This is a genomic window from Ciceribacter ferrooxidans (genome assembly GCF_004137355.1).
In the GTDB taxonomy this organism is placed as follows: Bacteria; Pseudomonadota; Alphaproteobacteria; order Rhizobiales; family Rhizobiaceae; genus Allorhizobium; species Allorhizobium ferrooxidans.
In genome coordinates this window covers 26,286-41,300 of sequence record NZ_SDVB01000037.1, presented here as the reverse complement: position 1 = coordinate 41,300, position 15,015 = coordinate 26,286, and the positions used below count along the sequence as shown (strand labels likewise).

Below are 15,015 nucleotides of genomic sequence, written 5' to 3'. Positions count from 1 at the left end.
GGAGAAAGTGCATGCGATCTATGAAGATCATCTGCCCCAACGGGCATCTGGGTTTTGCGCCGCTGAAACCCAAGAGTTTCCACATCGGCGTCGATGCCGGTCCCGACTTCATCGCAGCCGACAGCGGCAGCGACGATATCGGCCCGGTGCCGCTCGGCAACGATACCTGCGCCAGCCCGAAAGCCTGGCAGGAGCATGACCTCGAGGAAATGCTGCTGGCCTCGCGCCGGATCGGCGTGCCGATGATCATCGGCTCGGCCGGCGATACCGGCACCAACCGCCGGGTCGACATGTATGTCGAGATGATCTGCGAGATCGCCGCGAAGCACAAACTGCCGCCTTTCCGTATCGGCTGGTTCTATTCCGAGGTCGACAAGGAACTGGTGCGCGCCAAGATCCGCTCCGGCTCGACCATCCAGGGGCTCGACGCTCGCCCGGCGCTGAGCGAGGAGGAACTCGACGCCACGGAGCGTGTCGTCGCCATGGCCGGCGTCCATCCCTTCCGGGCCCTGCTCGACCAGGGCTGCGACGTCATCATCGGCGGACGCTCCTCCGACAGCGCCGTCTTTGCCTGCGCAGCCCTTGCGCGCGGCTTCCCCGAGGCCCAGTCCTACTATCTCGGCAAGGTTCTCGAATGCGCCTCGTTCTGTGCCGAGCCATATGGCGCCAAGGAAACGGTTCTCGGCGAGATCACCGAGGACTGGGTCGAGGTAACGGCCATGGCGCCCGAACAGCGTTGCACCGTGGCCTCGGTTGCCGGCCACGCCATGTACGAGCGCTCCAACCCGTTCTTCGAATATGTCGCCGGCGGCATGCTCGACATGACCAACTGCGTCTATGAACAGGTGTCGGAAAAGACCACCCGCGTCACCGGCATGGAATTCGTTCCCGCAACCGACTTCCGGGTCAAGCTCGAAGGCTCCGGCAAGATCGGCGAGCGTTTCGTCGGCATGGCCGGCATCCGCGATCCCTATACCATCGCCCATGTCGACGAGGTGATCGAATGGGCGAGAACCCAGGTGCGCGAACGCTTCGGTCCCGAAGGCTGGGAACTGCATTACAACGTCTTCGGCCGCAACGGCATCATGGGCGACATGGAGCCGCTCAAGGACAAGCCGGGCCACGAGCTGATGATCGTCGTCCAGGGCGTCGCCCCAACCAGGGAAATGGCCGAGGAAGTGACGATCACCGGCACGCGCCAGCTGTTCTATGCCCGCCTTCCCGACGTCAAGGGCACCGCCGGTGGCGTTTCCTTCGTCCTCGACGAGGTGATGCAGGCGAGCCCGGCCTACCGCTGGACCCTCAATCACACGATGTCGGTCAGCGACCCGCTGGAACTCTTCCCCACCCACACCGCCATCATCGCCAACGGACAGATCGAGGCTGCGCAATGACCGTGACCAAACTTTCCGACCTCGCCAAGACGATCCGCAGCAAGAATGCCGGCACGGACAAGATCACCTTCGACATCATCTTCCGCGAGCGCGAGACCTACGACAGGGTGAAACGTTCAGGGGCTCTGACGCCGGAGACGGTCTGCGCCATCCTCGGCATCGATCGGGCACGGCTGACTGATTTCGTCGAATATGATCCGGCCCATGCCATCAAGTTCACGATCCTGCGTCTGCGCCCGAGCGGAAGCCCCGGCGACGCCGACATTTTCGGCGCGCAGCAATATGCCCCCTTCCTCGACGTCGAAGTCAGGGAAATCTGATCCGGGAGATGCCCGGGACCACCTCTGCCTCCCGCGGTCCGGCTGCGGGAGGCTCGTCGCATATCGGTTTCATTCGACGCTTGCGTCGTCGAGGGCCTGGACCTGGATGGCAACGGCGGATTGAAATGATCGTCCGGTTTCGTCAATGAGCCGACTGCCGCCCTCTCCCGATCGATCGCCGGGCGCTCCCCGTGGTAGCCTCACCGCCCCCAAATTCCCAATCTGCGGACGTTCGACTTCCAATTAGCCGAAGTCGATAGTACCGATCAGCGAGGATTCGGAGAACCGCATGTTTGGACGGTTTGTTGAACGGCGAGCGGATGAGGCGCTATCCGATACGCCAATTGTTCTGATTATTGGACCACGCCGGGCAGGCAAAACAACGCCCGTCAAAAGGATGGTTACTTCTGAGTGAACCTACATAACCCTAGATGATCAAACGGTTCTGGAAGCCGCCAACAATGATCCAGTCGGCTTCATCCGAGGTCTCGATCAAGCGATCATCGATGAATTGCAACGAGCGCCTGACCTTTTATTGGCGATCAAAAAGTCGGTTGATGAAGATTGCCGTACCGGCCGATTCTGACTGACCGGCTCTACAAATGTGCTAACCCTGCCGAACCTTGCCGACAGCTTGGCGGGGCGCATGGAAGCCATCCAAATGCTCCCCTAGGCAAGGGCAGAGATTGCCGGTCATTCCCCGAGCTCCCTTGAAAGTTTGTTTGATGGAAAGTTGACCAGTCTGCCGAATGCAGTTGTCGGAGACGATCTGGTTCAGTTGGTCTTTCTTGGCGGTTTCCCAGAGGCTCTCAGTCGAGAGAACGAACGTCGCCGACATTGATGTCCTGCGTGACGGCCTCGCGCAAGTTGCGACCTATCCGCTCATCGCCGTACGAGAACGTCGTGCGTTGGTGAGCCGTGGTCAACGCCTCTATTGCATACCTTGGCCTCACCGGCGCGCGATCAGGTCGGCATGACGCTTTGCGGCGCGGGCCAGACGGGCATTGAACGCGGGTGGATCAATCAGCACCTTCGCAAAGCGCACCTGATCCTCCGTCGTCAAACGCAGCACGTCGGCTTCCTCGACTGCGCGGCGGGCATCCTCGCCCGCCGTGGCGATGAGATAGCCCGTCAGTGTCATGCCGCGCAGCTTGGCCGCGCGCTGCATCTGCTCATAGACATGGACGGGAACGCGCGCCTCAAGGCGGGCAGTTTCGACTTCACTTGCGGGTCTGGACATGACTAATCTCCGTGGCGAGATTATATTCGGCATATTGCCGGGTATATCAAGAATCGGATGACCTAGAGAGGTCAACAGACAGATCATCTCAAGCCGCTCCGACACTGATCGCACTCAGCGTCAAGGACAATGCGATCCGTCTTCTCTTATCAGAAGAACTGGAGAAGAGGCTGGCCGACCGAAAGACCGATAATGGCCGGCCCTCGCGGCACGACATGCTCTACCGCGATCATGTCCTACAGGCGGACGAAGGCTGCGACTTCGACTTCCTCCGAGAATCAGAGGAGATCATCCGACGACACATGCGAACGACCAAAGGCAACGATCTGCGGGACTGAGGCGGCTCCGCCTGTCGCCGGGAATGAAGCGGCGGAAAGAAACGGCAACTGCGTTGCCGTCAGCCGTTCCATCACGTGCCTGCCGATGTGCAGAACATTGGACCGCCGCGCCAGCGCGGGAAACCGTAGCCGTGGATCTCGACCAGGTCGATATCGGACGGCCTCTCGGCAGTGCCTTCAGCCAAAATCGCCTCGCCTTCGCGCGCCATGGCACCGACCAGACGATCGGCGATTGCCGCGGCATCCAGGGCGCTCCCGGGCTTGATGTGATCGCGGAGCAGCTGATCAACATCCTGTGAGGGAAGCGGACGTCGGTCTCCGGCCTCGTAATCGTACCAGCCGCCGCCGGTCTTCTGGCCCTTGCGGCCGGCCCTGACGAGAATGTCGCCGAGCGTTTCAGAAACGTCCAGGCCGGCGGCCCGTGCACCTTCTCGCTGCAGAAAGGCGATGTCGAGGCCACCGAGATCCTGCGCCTCGAAGGGCCCCATGGCGAAGCCGAAGGCTCGCATTGCGGCGTCGACGTCCCTAATCGCTACGCCCTGCCGGACCAGCGCTTCGGCTTCGGCACGGTAATGCTTGAGGATGCGGTTGCCGATGAAGCCCTCGCAAATGCCGGCACGTACCGGCACCTTGCCGAGCAAGCGGGCGAGCGCGAAACCCGTGGCGAGGGTCGCAGCGTCCGTCTCCGGTGTCGGCACGATCTCGAGGAGCTTCATGATGTTGGCCGGACTGAAGAAATGCAGGCCGATGAACCGGCCCGGACGAGGCAGACCTTCTGCGATCGATCGCGGGTCGAGATAGGAGGTGTTGGTCGCCAGCACCGCATCGGCGCGGCAGACGCGACCGAGCTCGTCGAACACCTGACGCTTGACGGAAAGCTCCTCGAACACTGCCTCGATCACGAGGTCGGTGTCGGCGAGCGCGCCATAGTCGGTCGAACCCGTGACCCCGGCGAGCCGCGCCTCGGCGGCCGCTTCGGTCAGTCGTCCGCGCTTCACCGCGCCGTCGAAGATCGCCTTCAGGTTGGCAAGACCCCGCTCGACAGCCGCATCGTCCCGCTCGATCAGGATGACCGGCAGGCCAGCATCGCGGAGCGCCGCGGCAATGCCTGCCCCCATCGTGCCGCCACCGATCACGGCGGCGTTGCGCAGCGGACGGGTCTCGATACCTGCAAGGGCCGCCGGCCGTGGGGCTGCCCGTTCGGCGAAGAAGACATGGCGGAGCGCGGCAGCCTGTTTGGAGGCACGCAGGTCCAGGAAAGTGGTCCGCTCGAACGCCATCGCGGAGGCAAAATCGACCTCGGTTGCCCGGCGCAGGCAGGCGAGAGCGCGAAGCGGCGCTGTCTCACGCTTTACCCGTTTGGCGATGATGGTTTCGGCATTGCCCCAGAAGGTCTCCGGCACCGTCGGCGCCGGTCGTAACGAGAGCGGAACGGGCAGCTCGTCCGGAAGGTCCTGCGCAAAGGCGACGGCGTCGGCGCGCAGGTCACCCTCGACGATACGGTCGATAAGGCCAAGCTCCAGAGCCCGGGGGCCACGCACCGGCTTACCCGTGGTCACCAGATCGACGGCCGCCTCGATGCCGACGAGACGCGGCGTGCGCACCGTTCCGCCAGCGCCCGGAACGAGCCCGAGCGTCACTTCCGGCAAGCCCACCGAGGCATCCGCCGTGGCCAGACGGAAGCGACAGCCGAGCGCCACCTCGAAGCCGCCGCCGAGCGCCGAACCATGGATCGCCGCGATCCAGGGCTTGGCCGCCAGTTCGATGGCCGAGACGACATCGGGCAGATGGGGCGGCTGCGGCGGCTTGTCGAATTCGCTGACGTCGGCGCCGGCAATGAAGGTGCGGCCGGCGCAGATCAGCACGACGGCGGTCACCTCCGGGTCGCTGTCCAGCGTGCTCACCGCCTCGCTCAGCCCCTGGCGCACGGCCTGGCCCAAGGCGTTGACGGGCGGATTGTCGATCGTGACGACGGCGATCTTGCCCTCCCGGGCGATGGTAACGACGGACATGTGCAATCAGATTCCCAGATAAGCTTCTCGAACGCGAGGATCGGCAAGCAGTTCGCCGGCCGGCCCTTCCATGGTGATCCTGCCTGTTTCCATGACGTAGCCGCGGTCGGCGACCGACAGTGCCCCGAAGGCATTCTGCTCGACGAGCAGCACGGTGACCTTGAGATCCCGCATGCTCCTGACCACATCGAAGATCTGCTGGACCAGAATGGGCGCTAGCCCCATCGAGGGCTCGTCGAGCAGCAGACAGGACGGACGCCCCATCAGAGCGCGGGCGATGGCCAGCATCTGCTGCTGGCCGCCCGACAGGCCGCCGGCGGCGAGATTGCGCTTCTCCTTGAGAATCGGGAACATCCGGAAGGCGTTCTCCATGTCCCGATCGACCCGGTCGTCGGTGAAGAGGAAGGCACCGAGACGCAGGTTTTCCTCCACCGTCAAATTGGTGAAGATCTGCCGACCTTCAGGAGACTGCGCAAGACCGCGCTCGAGGCGCTTGAAGGCGGGCGTCGTGGTCAGTGCCTCGCCACGGAAGATGATCTGCCCGGCACTCACCGGCTGGAGGCCGGACAGGCAGCGCAGCAGGGTGGTCTTGCCAGCGCCGTTCGCACCGACGATCGTGACGATCTCGCCGGAATCGATGTGCAGGTCGATGCCGTGCAGCGCTTCGATGCGCCCATAGCGCGATCTCAGTCCCTCAACCGTGAGCATGGGACGGCTCCTCTGTCTTCGTTCCGAGATAGGCTGCAATCACGTTCGGGTCGCGCGAAACCGCGCCGGGCTCGCCCTCGGCGATCTTTACGCCGTGATCGAGAACGACGATGTGATTGGAGATGCGCATGACCATCTTCATGTCGTGCTCGACCAGAAGAATGGCGACGCCGGAGGCAGCAACCTCGGCAATCAGATGGTCGATCTCCTCGGTTTCGACCGCATTGCAGCCGGCCGCCGGTTCGTCGAGCAACAGGACCTTGGTGTCGAGCGCGAGCGCACGGGCGATTTCCAGCCGCTTCAACGCACCATAGGAAAGGCTGCCGGCTTCGAGCTCGGCCGCATTGGCAAGCCCCACACGCGCCAGTAGCTCCCGCGCGCCCGTCCGTGCATCGCGGGAGCGCCGGCGCGACCCCGGCAGCCCGAAGAGGTCAGCGAAAACCGAACCCTTCTCCCGCAGGTGAAACCCGGCAATAGCGTTTTCGAGCACCGTCATGTTCTGGAAGATCTGCAGGTTCTGGAAGGTGCGCGACATGCCGCGGCGCGCCAGCAGATGCGGTGCGTAGCCGGTGACGTCCTCACCGTTCAGCCGCACCCTCCCCGACCTCGGCATGTAGACGCCCGAGATCATGTTGAACAGGGTGGTCTTGCCGGCACCGTTCGGCCCGATGACCGAGACGATTTCCCCAGGGTTGACCGAGAAGCTCACGTCATCGACGGCCTTCAGGCCGCCGAAGGCGATCCCCAGTCCTTCGACGCTCAGGAGACTCATGCTCCCCTCCCCGTGAATTGACGCATCAGCGACGGCAGAAGGCCCTCGCGCAGGAAGATCATCACCAGCATCATCACCAGCCCGAGCACAACCTGCTCGTATTCGGCGAACACGGTCAGCACCTGCGGCAGGAGGGTGAGAATGCCGGCACCGAAGATTGCTCCGAGCACCGATCCGGCGCCACCCAGCACTGCCATGGTGACGAGCTCGATCGAGTGCATGTAGCCGGCGACATCCGGCGTGATGAACTTGTTCTGCAGGGCGAGCAGAGAACCCGAGGCCGAGGCATAGACCGCCGAGATGACGAAGGCCTGAAGCTTTGCCCGGGGCACGTCGACACCGACCGTACTCGCCGCGATTTCCGAACCGTGGAGCGCCCGAAGCGCGCGGCCGGTCGGACTGTCGTGCAGATTGAGCGCCAACCACGCACCGACCAGCAGGCAGAGCCCGCAGAAGAAATACCAGAATTCCGGCGCCGAGAGCTTGAGCCCCATATGGCCGAGCGCCTGGCGCAGGCCGAGATCGGCAACGGCAATGCCGTCCGGTCCACCGGTCAACCAGGCTTCGTTGGACAAAACCATCGAGACCAGGATGCCAAAACCGAGCGATGCGACGGCGAGATAGTAGCCCTTGAGGCGCAGGATCGGCCGACCGACGACATAGGCGATCAGGGCGGACAGCGCTGCGCCGAGCAGCGCCGCGAATGCGGGGTGAAGGCCGAGATGCACCGGTGCCAGTGCCGAGGCATAGGCACCGATCCCGGCAAAGCCGGCATGGCCGAGGCTGATCTGCCCGGCGAAACCGGTCAGGATGACGATACCGAGCACCGCCACGCCGTTGACGAACACCAGCGAACCGACACGGAAGTAGAACGCGGACGGAAAGAAGAAAGGCGTCGCGGCAATGATGAGCGCCAGAACGAGAAGTGTGGTCTGTTTTGTCGTGAGCCGCATCGTCACACCCGATTGACCGTATTGCGCCCGAAGAGGCCTTGCGGCATGGCGAAGAGGACCGCGAGAATGACGATGAAGGCGACCGCGTCCTTGTATTGGGAACTGATGAAGCCGGCAGTCAGCGCTTCGAAGAGGCCGAGCAGCAGGCCACCGACCAGGGCACCCTTCGGATTGCCCATGCCGCCAAGCATGGCCGCGGCAAAGCCCTTGAGAGCGAGTGCAATGCCGAGATCATAGCTCGTCAGCGTGATCGGAGTGACGAGCACGCCGGCAAGCGCGCCGATCGCCGCCGACAGTGCAAAGGACAGCGTCATGACCCACTTTGTGTTGATGCCGACGAGCTGGGCTGCCAGGCGATTGTTCGAGGTGGCAAGCACCGCCTTGCCGGTCAGGGTGCGGGTGAAGAAGAGCCAGAGCGCGACGAACACAACCACCGCGCCGGCGATCACCCAAAGGCTCTGCGGCAGGATGGTGGCGGCGAGAATCCTGATCGGCTCGTCGCCGGTAAAGGCGGGGAAGCGGTGGAGCTGCTTGTCGAAGACGAGCTGCGTCACGCCGCGAATGAAGATCGATGCACCGATGGTGATGATGATCAGCGAGACGACGGGCGCGCCCCGCGCCGGTTCGATGGCGAGCTTGTTGAGGGCAACGCCGATGGCCGCGGTCAGGGCAATGGCGATCAGCGCCGCCAGCGGCAGCTGCAGGCCGGCGTCGAAGGCGAACACCGTGATCATGCCGCCCAACATCACGAATTCGCCCTGGGCGAAATTCACGACGTCGGAGGCGTTGTAGATGATGGTGAAGCCCAGCGCGACGAGCGCATAGACCGCACCGACCGTCACGCCGGAAAGGAGAAACTGCATCAGTTCTGGCATCGAAGACCCCGTTGTGGCCGCTTGTGTGTGAAGCGGAGCCTGCAGGTCTTTCGCAGGCTCCGCACCAGTGCCATGTCCCGCGAGGGAACGTTTCGGGTGCTTACTCGATGATGGTCCAGCCACCGTCCTTGATCTCCAGCATGCGGAATGCCGAGAGATCGAGGCCGAGGTGATTGTCCGCCGCCATCGTCACCACGCCGGTGGTGCCGACGAGGCCGGACGTGCCTTCGATCGCGTCGCGGATCGCTTCGGGCTCTGCCGAACCGGCACGGCCTATGGCATCGACGAGGATGCGCAGGGCGTCATGGGCATAGCCGCCGAATGTCGAGACGGCGGAGCCAGTCTTCTTCTCGTAGGCTGCCTTGTAGTCCGTCACCACCGCCTTTTGGGAATCGCCCTCAGTGAGGATGCCGGCAACCAGCAGCGCGGTGCCCGGAAGGCGCACACCCTCGGCGGCCTTCGCGCCGGCAAGCTCGATGAAGCCGTCGGAGGCGACACCGTGCGACTGATAGAGCGGCAGGCCGACAGCGAGCTGCGAATAGTTGCGCGTCACGATGGACGGGCCCTGGCCGAAACCGGCGTTCAGGACTGCCTGCACGCCGGCAGTCCCCTTGATGTTGGTCAGCTGGGGCGTCATGTCGGCATCCTGCGGGCCATAGGTCTCGTCGGCTGCGATCTCGATGCCGTAGTCACCCGCAACGGCAACGCACTGCTTGTGCATCGAGGCCCCGAAGCCGTCGGTGCCGGAAATGACGCCTATCTTGCTGATCGCGTTCTTCTTCATGTCTTCGAAGATCTTCTGGCAGGCCATGCGATCGGTATGCGGGGTCTTGAAGACCCAGTGCTTGACCGGATCGATGATCTCGATGGCGCCGGCGAGCGAGATGAACGGCACCTCGGCGTCCTCGGCGACGGGAACGATCGACATGGTCGTGCCGGTCGTCGTGCCGCCGATGATGGCGACCACCTCGTCGTCCTCGACGAGACGGGTTGCGAAAGTGCGCGCCTTGTTCGGATCGCCACCGTCGTCATAGAGAACGAGCTTGAGCTGTTCGCCGTTGACCCCGCCCTTGGCATTGATCTCCTCGACCAGCATTTCCAGCGTCTTGGCCTCGGGGTCGCCGAGGAACGAAGCCGGCCCGGTCGCCGATACGGTGGCGCCGATCCTGATCTCGGCCTCAGCCGCGCCGGCGAAACCCATTGCCATGAGTGTGACGAGTACTGTCGTCGTCTTCATTTATGTCTCCTCCCTGAGAACATTGAAAGAAAGGCGTTACGCCGCCTTGGGGCGGCGCCACATCGCCAGCCGGAACCGGTTGGCGACGAAGGCAGTGTCGGTCAGGCTGGCATTGCCGGCCGGGTTGGCGCCGGTGACGTGAAAATCCGAAAACGCAGCCGACTGATTGACGAAAATGTTGCCGGTGAGATTGATCGACAGATTGACGCCGGCGCGCGCGAAGGCCCTGACGGCGCGCGCGATGCGCGCCTCGTCGGTGTCGTAGAGCGCGGCCGTGATCGCGCCCTTGCTGCGGGCGAGGCCGGCTGCCAGATCGATCGCGGCCTCTGCGTTATCCGCGGCGACGATGAAGGCGACCGGACCGAAGCACTCTTCCTCATGCGCTTTCGTTTCGCCCGCATCGACGGCAATGATCAAAGGGGTTGCGCTACGGCCGCCGGCAAGGGGGGCGGAGTCGCGGATGATACGCCCGAGACTGCGCGCCTCGTCGAGCCGCGCCAGTGTCGCGGGATTGGCAATGGCGCCGCAAACGCCGGAGGCGCGCGCCGGATCGCTCAGAAGCGCGTCGACGGCGGCGGCGATCGCTGAAGCGACCTCGTCAAAGCTCTTGTGACCTTCGTCGGTCTCGATGCCGGAGCGCGGAACGAAGATATCCTGCGGGGCGGTGCACATCTGGCCCGAATAAAGTGAAATCGAGAAGGCGATGTTGGCGCACATCCCGGCGAAGTCGTCGGTCGCGGCGATGACGATCGAATTGACGCCTGCTTCCTCGGTAAACACCTGAGCCGAACCGGCATTGTCGCGCACCCATTCTCCAAACGCGCTGGAGCCCGTGTAGTCGACGATGGCGATGTCCGGGTGCGTGACCAGCTCCCTGGTGATCTCCGAACCCGCCTCGTCGACCGCCAGGAGGACGACGTCGGCCGGGAATCCGGCTTCGACGAGCACCTCACGCGCCACTCTCACGGTCAGCGCAAGCGGCAGGACGGCGCCCGGATGCGGCTTGACGATCACCGTATTGCCGGTGGCAAGGCTCGCAAATATGCCGGGATAGCTGTTCCAGGTCGGGAAGGTCTGGCAACCGATCGCAAGCGCGATACCGCGCGGCACGACCTGCCAGTTCTTTTCGAGAATGATCGCCGGGGCCTTGCCCTGCGGCTTTTCCCAGGTGGCCTGACCCGGCGTGCGGGTCATCTCCACCCAGGCAGTGGCAACCGCTTCGAGGCCGCGGTCCTGTGCATGCGGACCACCGGCCTGAAAGGCCATGGGAAAGGCTTGGCCGGTCGTGTGCATGACGGCATTGGCCATTTCGAAGCTGATGCGGTTGAGACGCGTCAGGATTTCGAGGCAGACGCCGACCCGTGTCTGCGGCGCCGCATCCGCCCAGGCCTCACCGGCCCCTTTCGAGGCGGCGACGAGCGTCGTGACGTCGCTCGCCGGGTAAAGCACGTCGAGATCGAGGCCCCACGGCGATTTCTCCGAACCAAGGCGCTTGCTCTCGGGATGCCCCGGCAGGTCGAACCGGACACCCTGGAGCGACCGGAAGGCGGCCTCGCCATCGTCCTTCGCCGTCTCACCGTAGATCTTCCCGCTCGGCACTTCCGGAAAGGGTGACCAGAAACCACGCTCGGACAAAGCCTTGACGGCTGTTTCCAAGAGATCACGATGACGGTTAAACAGGTCGGACATGACAAAATTCTCCTCTGCTGTCGTTTATAATTGACCGTCCGGTCGGTTTATGCAAGAGGTTTTTGCAGCCCCGGATTTGGAGTGGGGCAAGGGAGACAGCGATGCACCAATCCGACACTGTTCTGGTGGCGATGGATGGCGGCGTTCTGCGGCTGACGCTGAACCGCCCGGAAAAACTCAATTCATTCAACGAAGAGATGCACATCGCCTTGCGCGCGGGACTGCAACGCGCTCACGATGAGGATGCCGTCCGGGCCGTTCTGCTGACCGGCTCCGGCCGCGGCTTTTCTGCCGGCCAGGATCTCGGCGATCGCGATCCCCGCAAGGGCGGGCCTGCCCCTGATCTCGGGCACACGCTCGAAACCTTCTACAATCCGACACTGCGGTTGATCCGTTCGCTGGAAAAGCCGGTCGTCTGCGCGGTCAACGGCGTCGCGGCAGGAGCCGGCGCCAACATCGCGTTTGCCTGCGATATCGTGCTTGCCGCCCGCTCGGCGAAGTTCATCCAGGCCTTTTCCAAGATCGGGCTCATCCCGGATGCCGGCGGCAGCTGGAGCCTCGCCCGCATTCTCGGCGAGCCGCGCGCCAAGGCGCTCGCCATGACCGCCGAACCGCTGATGGCCGAACGTGCCGCCGACTGGGGCCTGATCTGGAAGGCCGTCGACGACGACCAGCTGATGGCGGAAGCGGAAACGCTCGCCCGATCGCTCGCCGAGGGCGCAACCCGCGGGCTCGGCCTCACAAAGCGGCTCATCCAGGCGGCCGCCACCAACAGCCTCGACGAACAGCTCGACATGGAGCGCGATTGCCAGCGGGAGGCCGGCCGCACGGCCGACTATGCCGAGGGGGTTACCGCCTTCCTCGAGAAGCGCAAGCCGGAGTTTTCGGGCAAATGACCATGAACGCACAGGAAATGGCCGAAGCCTGCGCAGAGGCCATGTGGAAGCTCGACAAGGCGTCGCAGCACCTCGGCATGCGTATCGATCACATCGCGCCGGGCGAGGCCAGGTTGTCGATGGACATCACCGAAACCATGTCCAACGGCCACGGCAATTGCCACGGCGGCTACATCTTCACCCTCGCCGACAGCGCCTTTGCTTTCGCCTGCAACGGCTACAACCAGGTGACCGTCGCGCAGAACTGCACGATCACCTATATCAGTCCCGGGAGAATAGGCGACCGGTTGATAGCCGAAGCCCGCGAGATATCGCGCAAGGGCCGGTCCGGGATCTACGACATTCGCATTTCAAATCAGAGTGGCGACCTCGTCGCCGAGTTTCGCGGCCTGTCGCGGACGGTGAAGGGCACGCACCTGCCCGATCCCGCCTGAAACAGCGCATTCCAGGGAGGAAATCATGCTCGACTTTGTAACCCGCCCCCAGGATCTGGATCCGATCGAAATCGCCTCGCGGGACGAAATCTCGGCGCTCCAGTTTCACCGAATGAAGCGCTCGCTCAAGCATTGCTACGAGAACTCGCCCTTCTATCGGAAGCGTTTCGGCGAACACGGCGTCCACCCGGAAGACCTGAAGACGCTTTCGGATCTTTCGAAGTTCCCCTTCACCACCAAGACCGACCTGCGCGACACCTATCCCTTCGGCATGTTCGCCGTGCCGCGCGAAAAGCTGGTGCGCATCCACGGCTCGTCCGGCACCACCGGCAAGCCGACGGTCGTCGGTTACACCAAGCATGACATCGACGTCTGGGCCGATGTCGTCGCCCGTTCGATCCGCGCCTCCGGCGGCCGGCCGGGTGACATCGTGCACGTCGCCTACGGCTACGGCCTGTTCACCGGGGGCCTCGGTGCGCATTACGGTGCCGAACGGCTCGGCTGCACCGTCGTGCCGATCTCGGGCGGCATGACCGAGCGCCAGGTTACGCTGATGAACGACTTCAAGCCGCGCATCATCATGGTGACACCCTCCTATATGCTGTCGATCCTCGACGAGTTCCGCCGCCAGGGCATCGATCCGCGCGAAAGCTCGATCGAGGTCGGCATCTTCGGCGCTGAGCCCTGGACGAATGCCATGCGCTCGGAGATCGAGCAGGCGTTCAACATGCATGCCGTCGACATCTACGGTCTCTCCGAGGTCATGGGGCCGGGCGTCGCCAACGAATGCGTGGAGACCAAGGACGGCCTGCACGTCTGGGAAGATCACTTCTATCCGGAGATCATCGATCCGATGACAGGCGAAGTGCTGCCCGACGGAGAGCTTGGCGAACTCGTATTCACGACACTCACCAAGGAAGGCCTGCCTATGGTGCGCTACCGCACGCGCGACCTCACGCGCCTGCTGCCCGGCACGGCCCGCTCGATGCGGCGTATCGAGAAGATCACCGGACGCACGGACGACATGATCATCCTGCGTGGCGTGAACGTCTTCCCGACCCAGATCGAGGAACAGATCCTGAAATGCGGCGGGCTTGCCCCACACTTCCAGATCGAGCTGACGCGCGCCGGCCGCATGGACAACATGACGGTGCATGTCGAGTGCGCGGCCGACCACACGGATGCGGCGGCACGGGCGCAGTCGGCCAAGGAACTAGCGCACCACATCAAGAGCGTGGTGGGCATCAGCACCAAGATCGAGGTCCGAGACCCCACGTCCATCGTCCGTTCGGAGGGCAAGGCCAAGCGCGTGGTGGACAACCGCCCGAAGAGCTGACCGGTCACCCGTGACAGTTCAAGGACAATTGTTGTAATGAGGCGGGGCATAAGTGCCCCCCTTTTGCAGATCCTCTGCAAGCAGGAAAGCGAAAACATGGCTCGTACCCGGGCAACCGACTTTGAGGAAAAACGCCGCGGCATTCTGGACCATGCCGCCGCCGTATTTGCCGAACAGGGCATGGAAAAGGCCTCCATGTCCCAGATAGCAACCCATTCGGGCGTCTCCAAGGCACTGCTCTATCACTACTATCCGAGCAAGGACGCGCTGATCTACGCGATCATCGTCACCCATCTGGAAGAACTCGACCAGGCGATCCAGGCAGCCGATGCCGCGGATGAGGCGGCTGAAAAGCGCTTGCGCCGGTTGGTCGGGGCGGTGCTCGAGAACTATCGTGGCGCCGACAACCAGCACAAGGTGCAGCTCAACGCGACCTCCGCCCTTTCCGATGAGCAGAAGGCAGGGATCACCGAGATCGAGCGCCGGATCGTGCGGCGCTTCTCCAACCTGCTTCGCGAAATCAACCCCGAACTCGACAGCAAGGAACGGCCGCTGCTGATGCCCGTCACCATGTCGCTGTTCGGCATGATGAACTGGGTCTACATGTGGTTCCGGGACGGCGGCCGCATCACGCGGGAAGACTATGCCGATGTGGCAACGACCCTGATCCTCGAAGGCATCAAGGCGGTTCGCTGAAGCGCCCCCCCCCCCCCCCCCCCCCCCCCCCCCCCCCCCCCCCCCCCCACAAAAAACCCCGCCCCCCCCCCCCCCCCCCCCGCCCCGCTGTTGTGGTGGGCGGTGGGTGGGCGCG

Annotated in this window: 14 protein-coding genes and 1 pseudogene; 7 read left to right on the top strand and 8 right to left on the bottom strand. The window is 63.8% G+C overall.

The features are described from left to right. Positions 1-11 precede the first annotated feature (11 nt). The 3 genes and pseudogenes from EUU22_RS00515 to EUU22_RS25755 all read left to right on the top strand — a co-directional run. On the top strand, positions 12-1,394 hold the full coding sequence (locus EUU22_RS00515) for an acyclic terpene utilization AtuA family protein (RefSeq protein WP_129330179.1): 1,383 nt from the start codon (positions 12-14) through the stop codon (positions 1,392-1,394). Beyond that, positions 1,391-1,714, top strand: a complete 324-nt coding sequence (locus tag EUU22_RS00510) for a DUF4387 domain-containing protein (protein WP_129330178.1) — start codon at positions 1,391-1,393, stop codon at positions 1,712-1,714. The genes EUU22_RS00515 and EUU22_RS00510 overlap by 4 nt, the downstream gene beginning before the upstream one ends. Positions 1,715-2,003: 289 nt before the next feature. Beyond that, a pseudogene (locus EUU22_RS25755) lies at positions 2,004-2,549 on the top strand (ATP-binding protein); the annotation flags it as partial. 114 nt (positions 2,550-2,663) lie between these two features. Here EUU22_RS25755 and EUU22_RS00495 read toward each other — a convergent pair. From EUU22_RS00495 to paaN, 8 genes are all read right to left on the bottom strand, one after another. Further along, on the bottom strand, positions 2,664-2,954 hold the full coding sequence (locus tag EUU22_RS00495; protein ID WP_165351014.1) for a type II toxin-antitoxin system TacA family antitoxin: 291 nt from the start codon (positions 2,952-2,954) through the stop codon (positions 2,664-2,666). A gap of 409 nt (positions 2,955-3,363) precedes the next feature. Continuing rightward, positions 3,364-5,304 (bottom strand): 3-hydroxyacyl-CoA dehydrogenase NAD-binding domain-containing protein, encoded by a 1,941-nt coding sequence (locus EUU22_RS00490; protein ID WP_129330177.1) that lies wholly within the window; start codon positions 5,302-5,304, stop codon positions 3,364-3,366. Between the two features lie 6 nt (positions 5,305-5,310). Then, positions 5,311-6,012, bottom strand: a complete 702-nt coding sequence (locus EUU22_RS00485) for an ABC transporter ATP-binding protein (RefSeq protein WP_129330176.1) — start codon at positions 6,010-6,012, stop codon at positions 5,311-5,313. After that, positions 5,999-6,784, bottom strand: a complete 786-nt coding sequence (locus tag EUU22_RS00480; RefSeq protein WP_129330175.1) for an ABC transporter ATP-binding protein — start codon at positions 6,782-6,784, stop codon at positions 5,999-6,001. The genes EUU22_RS00485 and EUU22_RS00480 overlap by 14 nt, the downstream gene beginning before the upstream one ends. Further along, the gene (locus tag EUU22_RS00475; RefSeq protein ID WP_205687803.1) at positions 6,781-7,737 is read right to left on the bottom strand and encodes a branched-chain amino acid ABC transporter permease; all 957 of its coding nucleotides are present in this window, start codon (positions 7,735-7,737) and stop codon (positions 6,781-6,783) included. The genes EUU22_RS00480 and EUU22_RS00475 overlap by 4 nt, the downstream gene beginning before the upstream one ends. 2 nt (positions 7,738-7,739) lie before the next feature. Continuing rightward, entirely contained in the window at positions 7,740-8,612 is an 873-nt protein-coding gene (locus EUU22_RS00470) for a branched-chain amino acid ABC transporter permease (RefSeq protein WP_129330173.1), read from the bottom strand. A gap of 100 nt (positions 8,613-8,712) precedes the next feature. Beyond that, positions 8,713-9,849 carry an ABC transporter substrate-binding protein gene (locus EUU22_RS00465; RefSeq protein ID WP_129330172.1) on the bottom strand — a complete coding sequence of 379 codons (1,137 nt, stop codon included), beginning with the start codon at positions 9,847-9,849 and terminating at the stop codon, positions 8,713-8,715. Positions 9,850-9,885: 36 nt separating this feature from the next. Beyond that, entirely contained in the window at positions 9,886-11,538 is a 1,653-nt protein-coding gene (gene paaN / locus EUU22_RS00460) for a phenylacetic acid degradation protein PaaN (RefSeq protein ID WP_129330171.1), read from the bottom strand. A 101-nt stretch (positions 11,539-11,639) separates the two neighbouring features. Between paaN and paaG the strand changes: the two genes are divergently transcribed. From paaG to EUU22_RS00440, 4 genes are all read left to right on the top strand, one after another. Continuing rightward, the gene (gene paaG, locus EUU22_RS00455; protein ID WP_129330170.1) at positions 11,640-12,434 is read left to right on the top strand and encodes a 2-(1,2-epoxy-1,2-dihydrophenyl)acetyl-CoA isomerase PaaG; all 795 of its coding nucleotides are present in this window, start codon (positions 11,640-11,642) and stop codon (positions 12,432-12,434) included. Further along, complete coding sequence (gene paaI, locus EUU22_RS00450; RefSeq protein ID WP_205687802.1) at positions 12,431-12,868, top strand: hydroxyphenylacetyl-CoA thioesterase PaaI; 438 nt, start codon at positions 12,431-12,433, stop codon at positions 12,866-12,868. Before paaG ends, paaI begins: the two co-directional genes overlap by 4 nt. 25 nt (positions 12,869-12,893) lie before the next feature. Beyond that, positions 12,894-14,204, top strand: coding sequence for a phenylacetate--CoA ligase PaaK (paaK, locus tag EUU22_RS00445; protein ID WP_129330169.1), 1,311 nt, complete (start codon positions 12,894-12,896; stop codon positions 14,202-14,204). 96 nt (positions 14,205-14,300) lie between these two features. Next, positions 14,301-14,900, top strand: a complete 600-nt coding sequence (locus EUU22_RS00440) for a TetR/AcrR family transcriptional regulator (RefSeq protein ID WP_129330168.1) — start codon at positions 14,301-14,303, stop codon at positions 14,898-14,900. Positions 14,901-15,015: the final 115 nt, after the last annotated feature.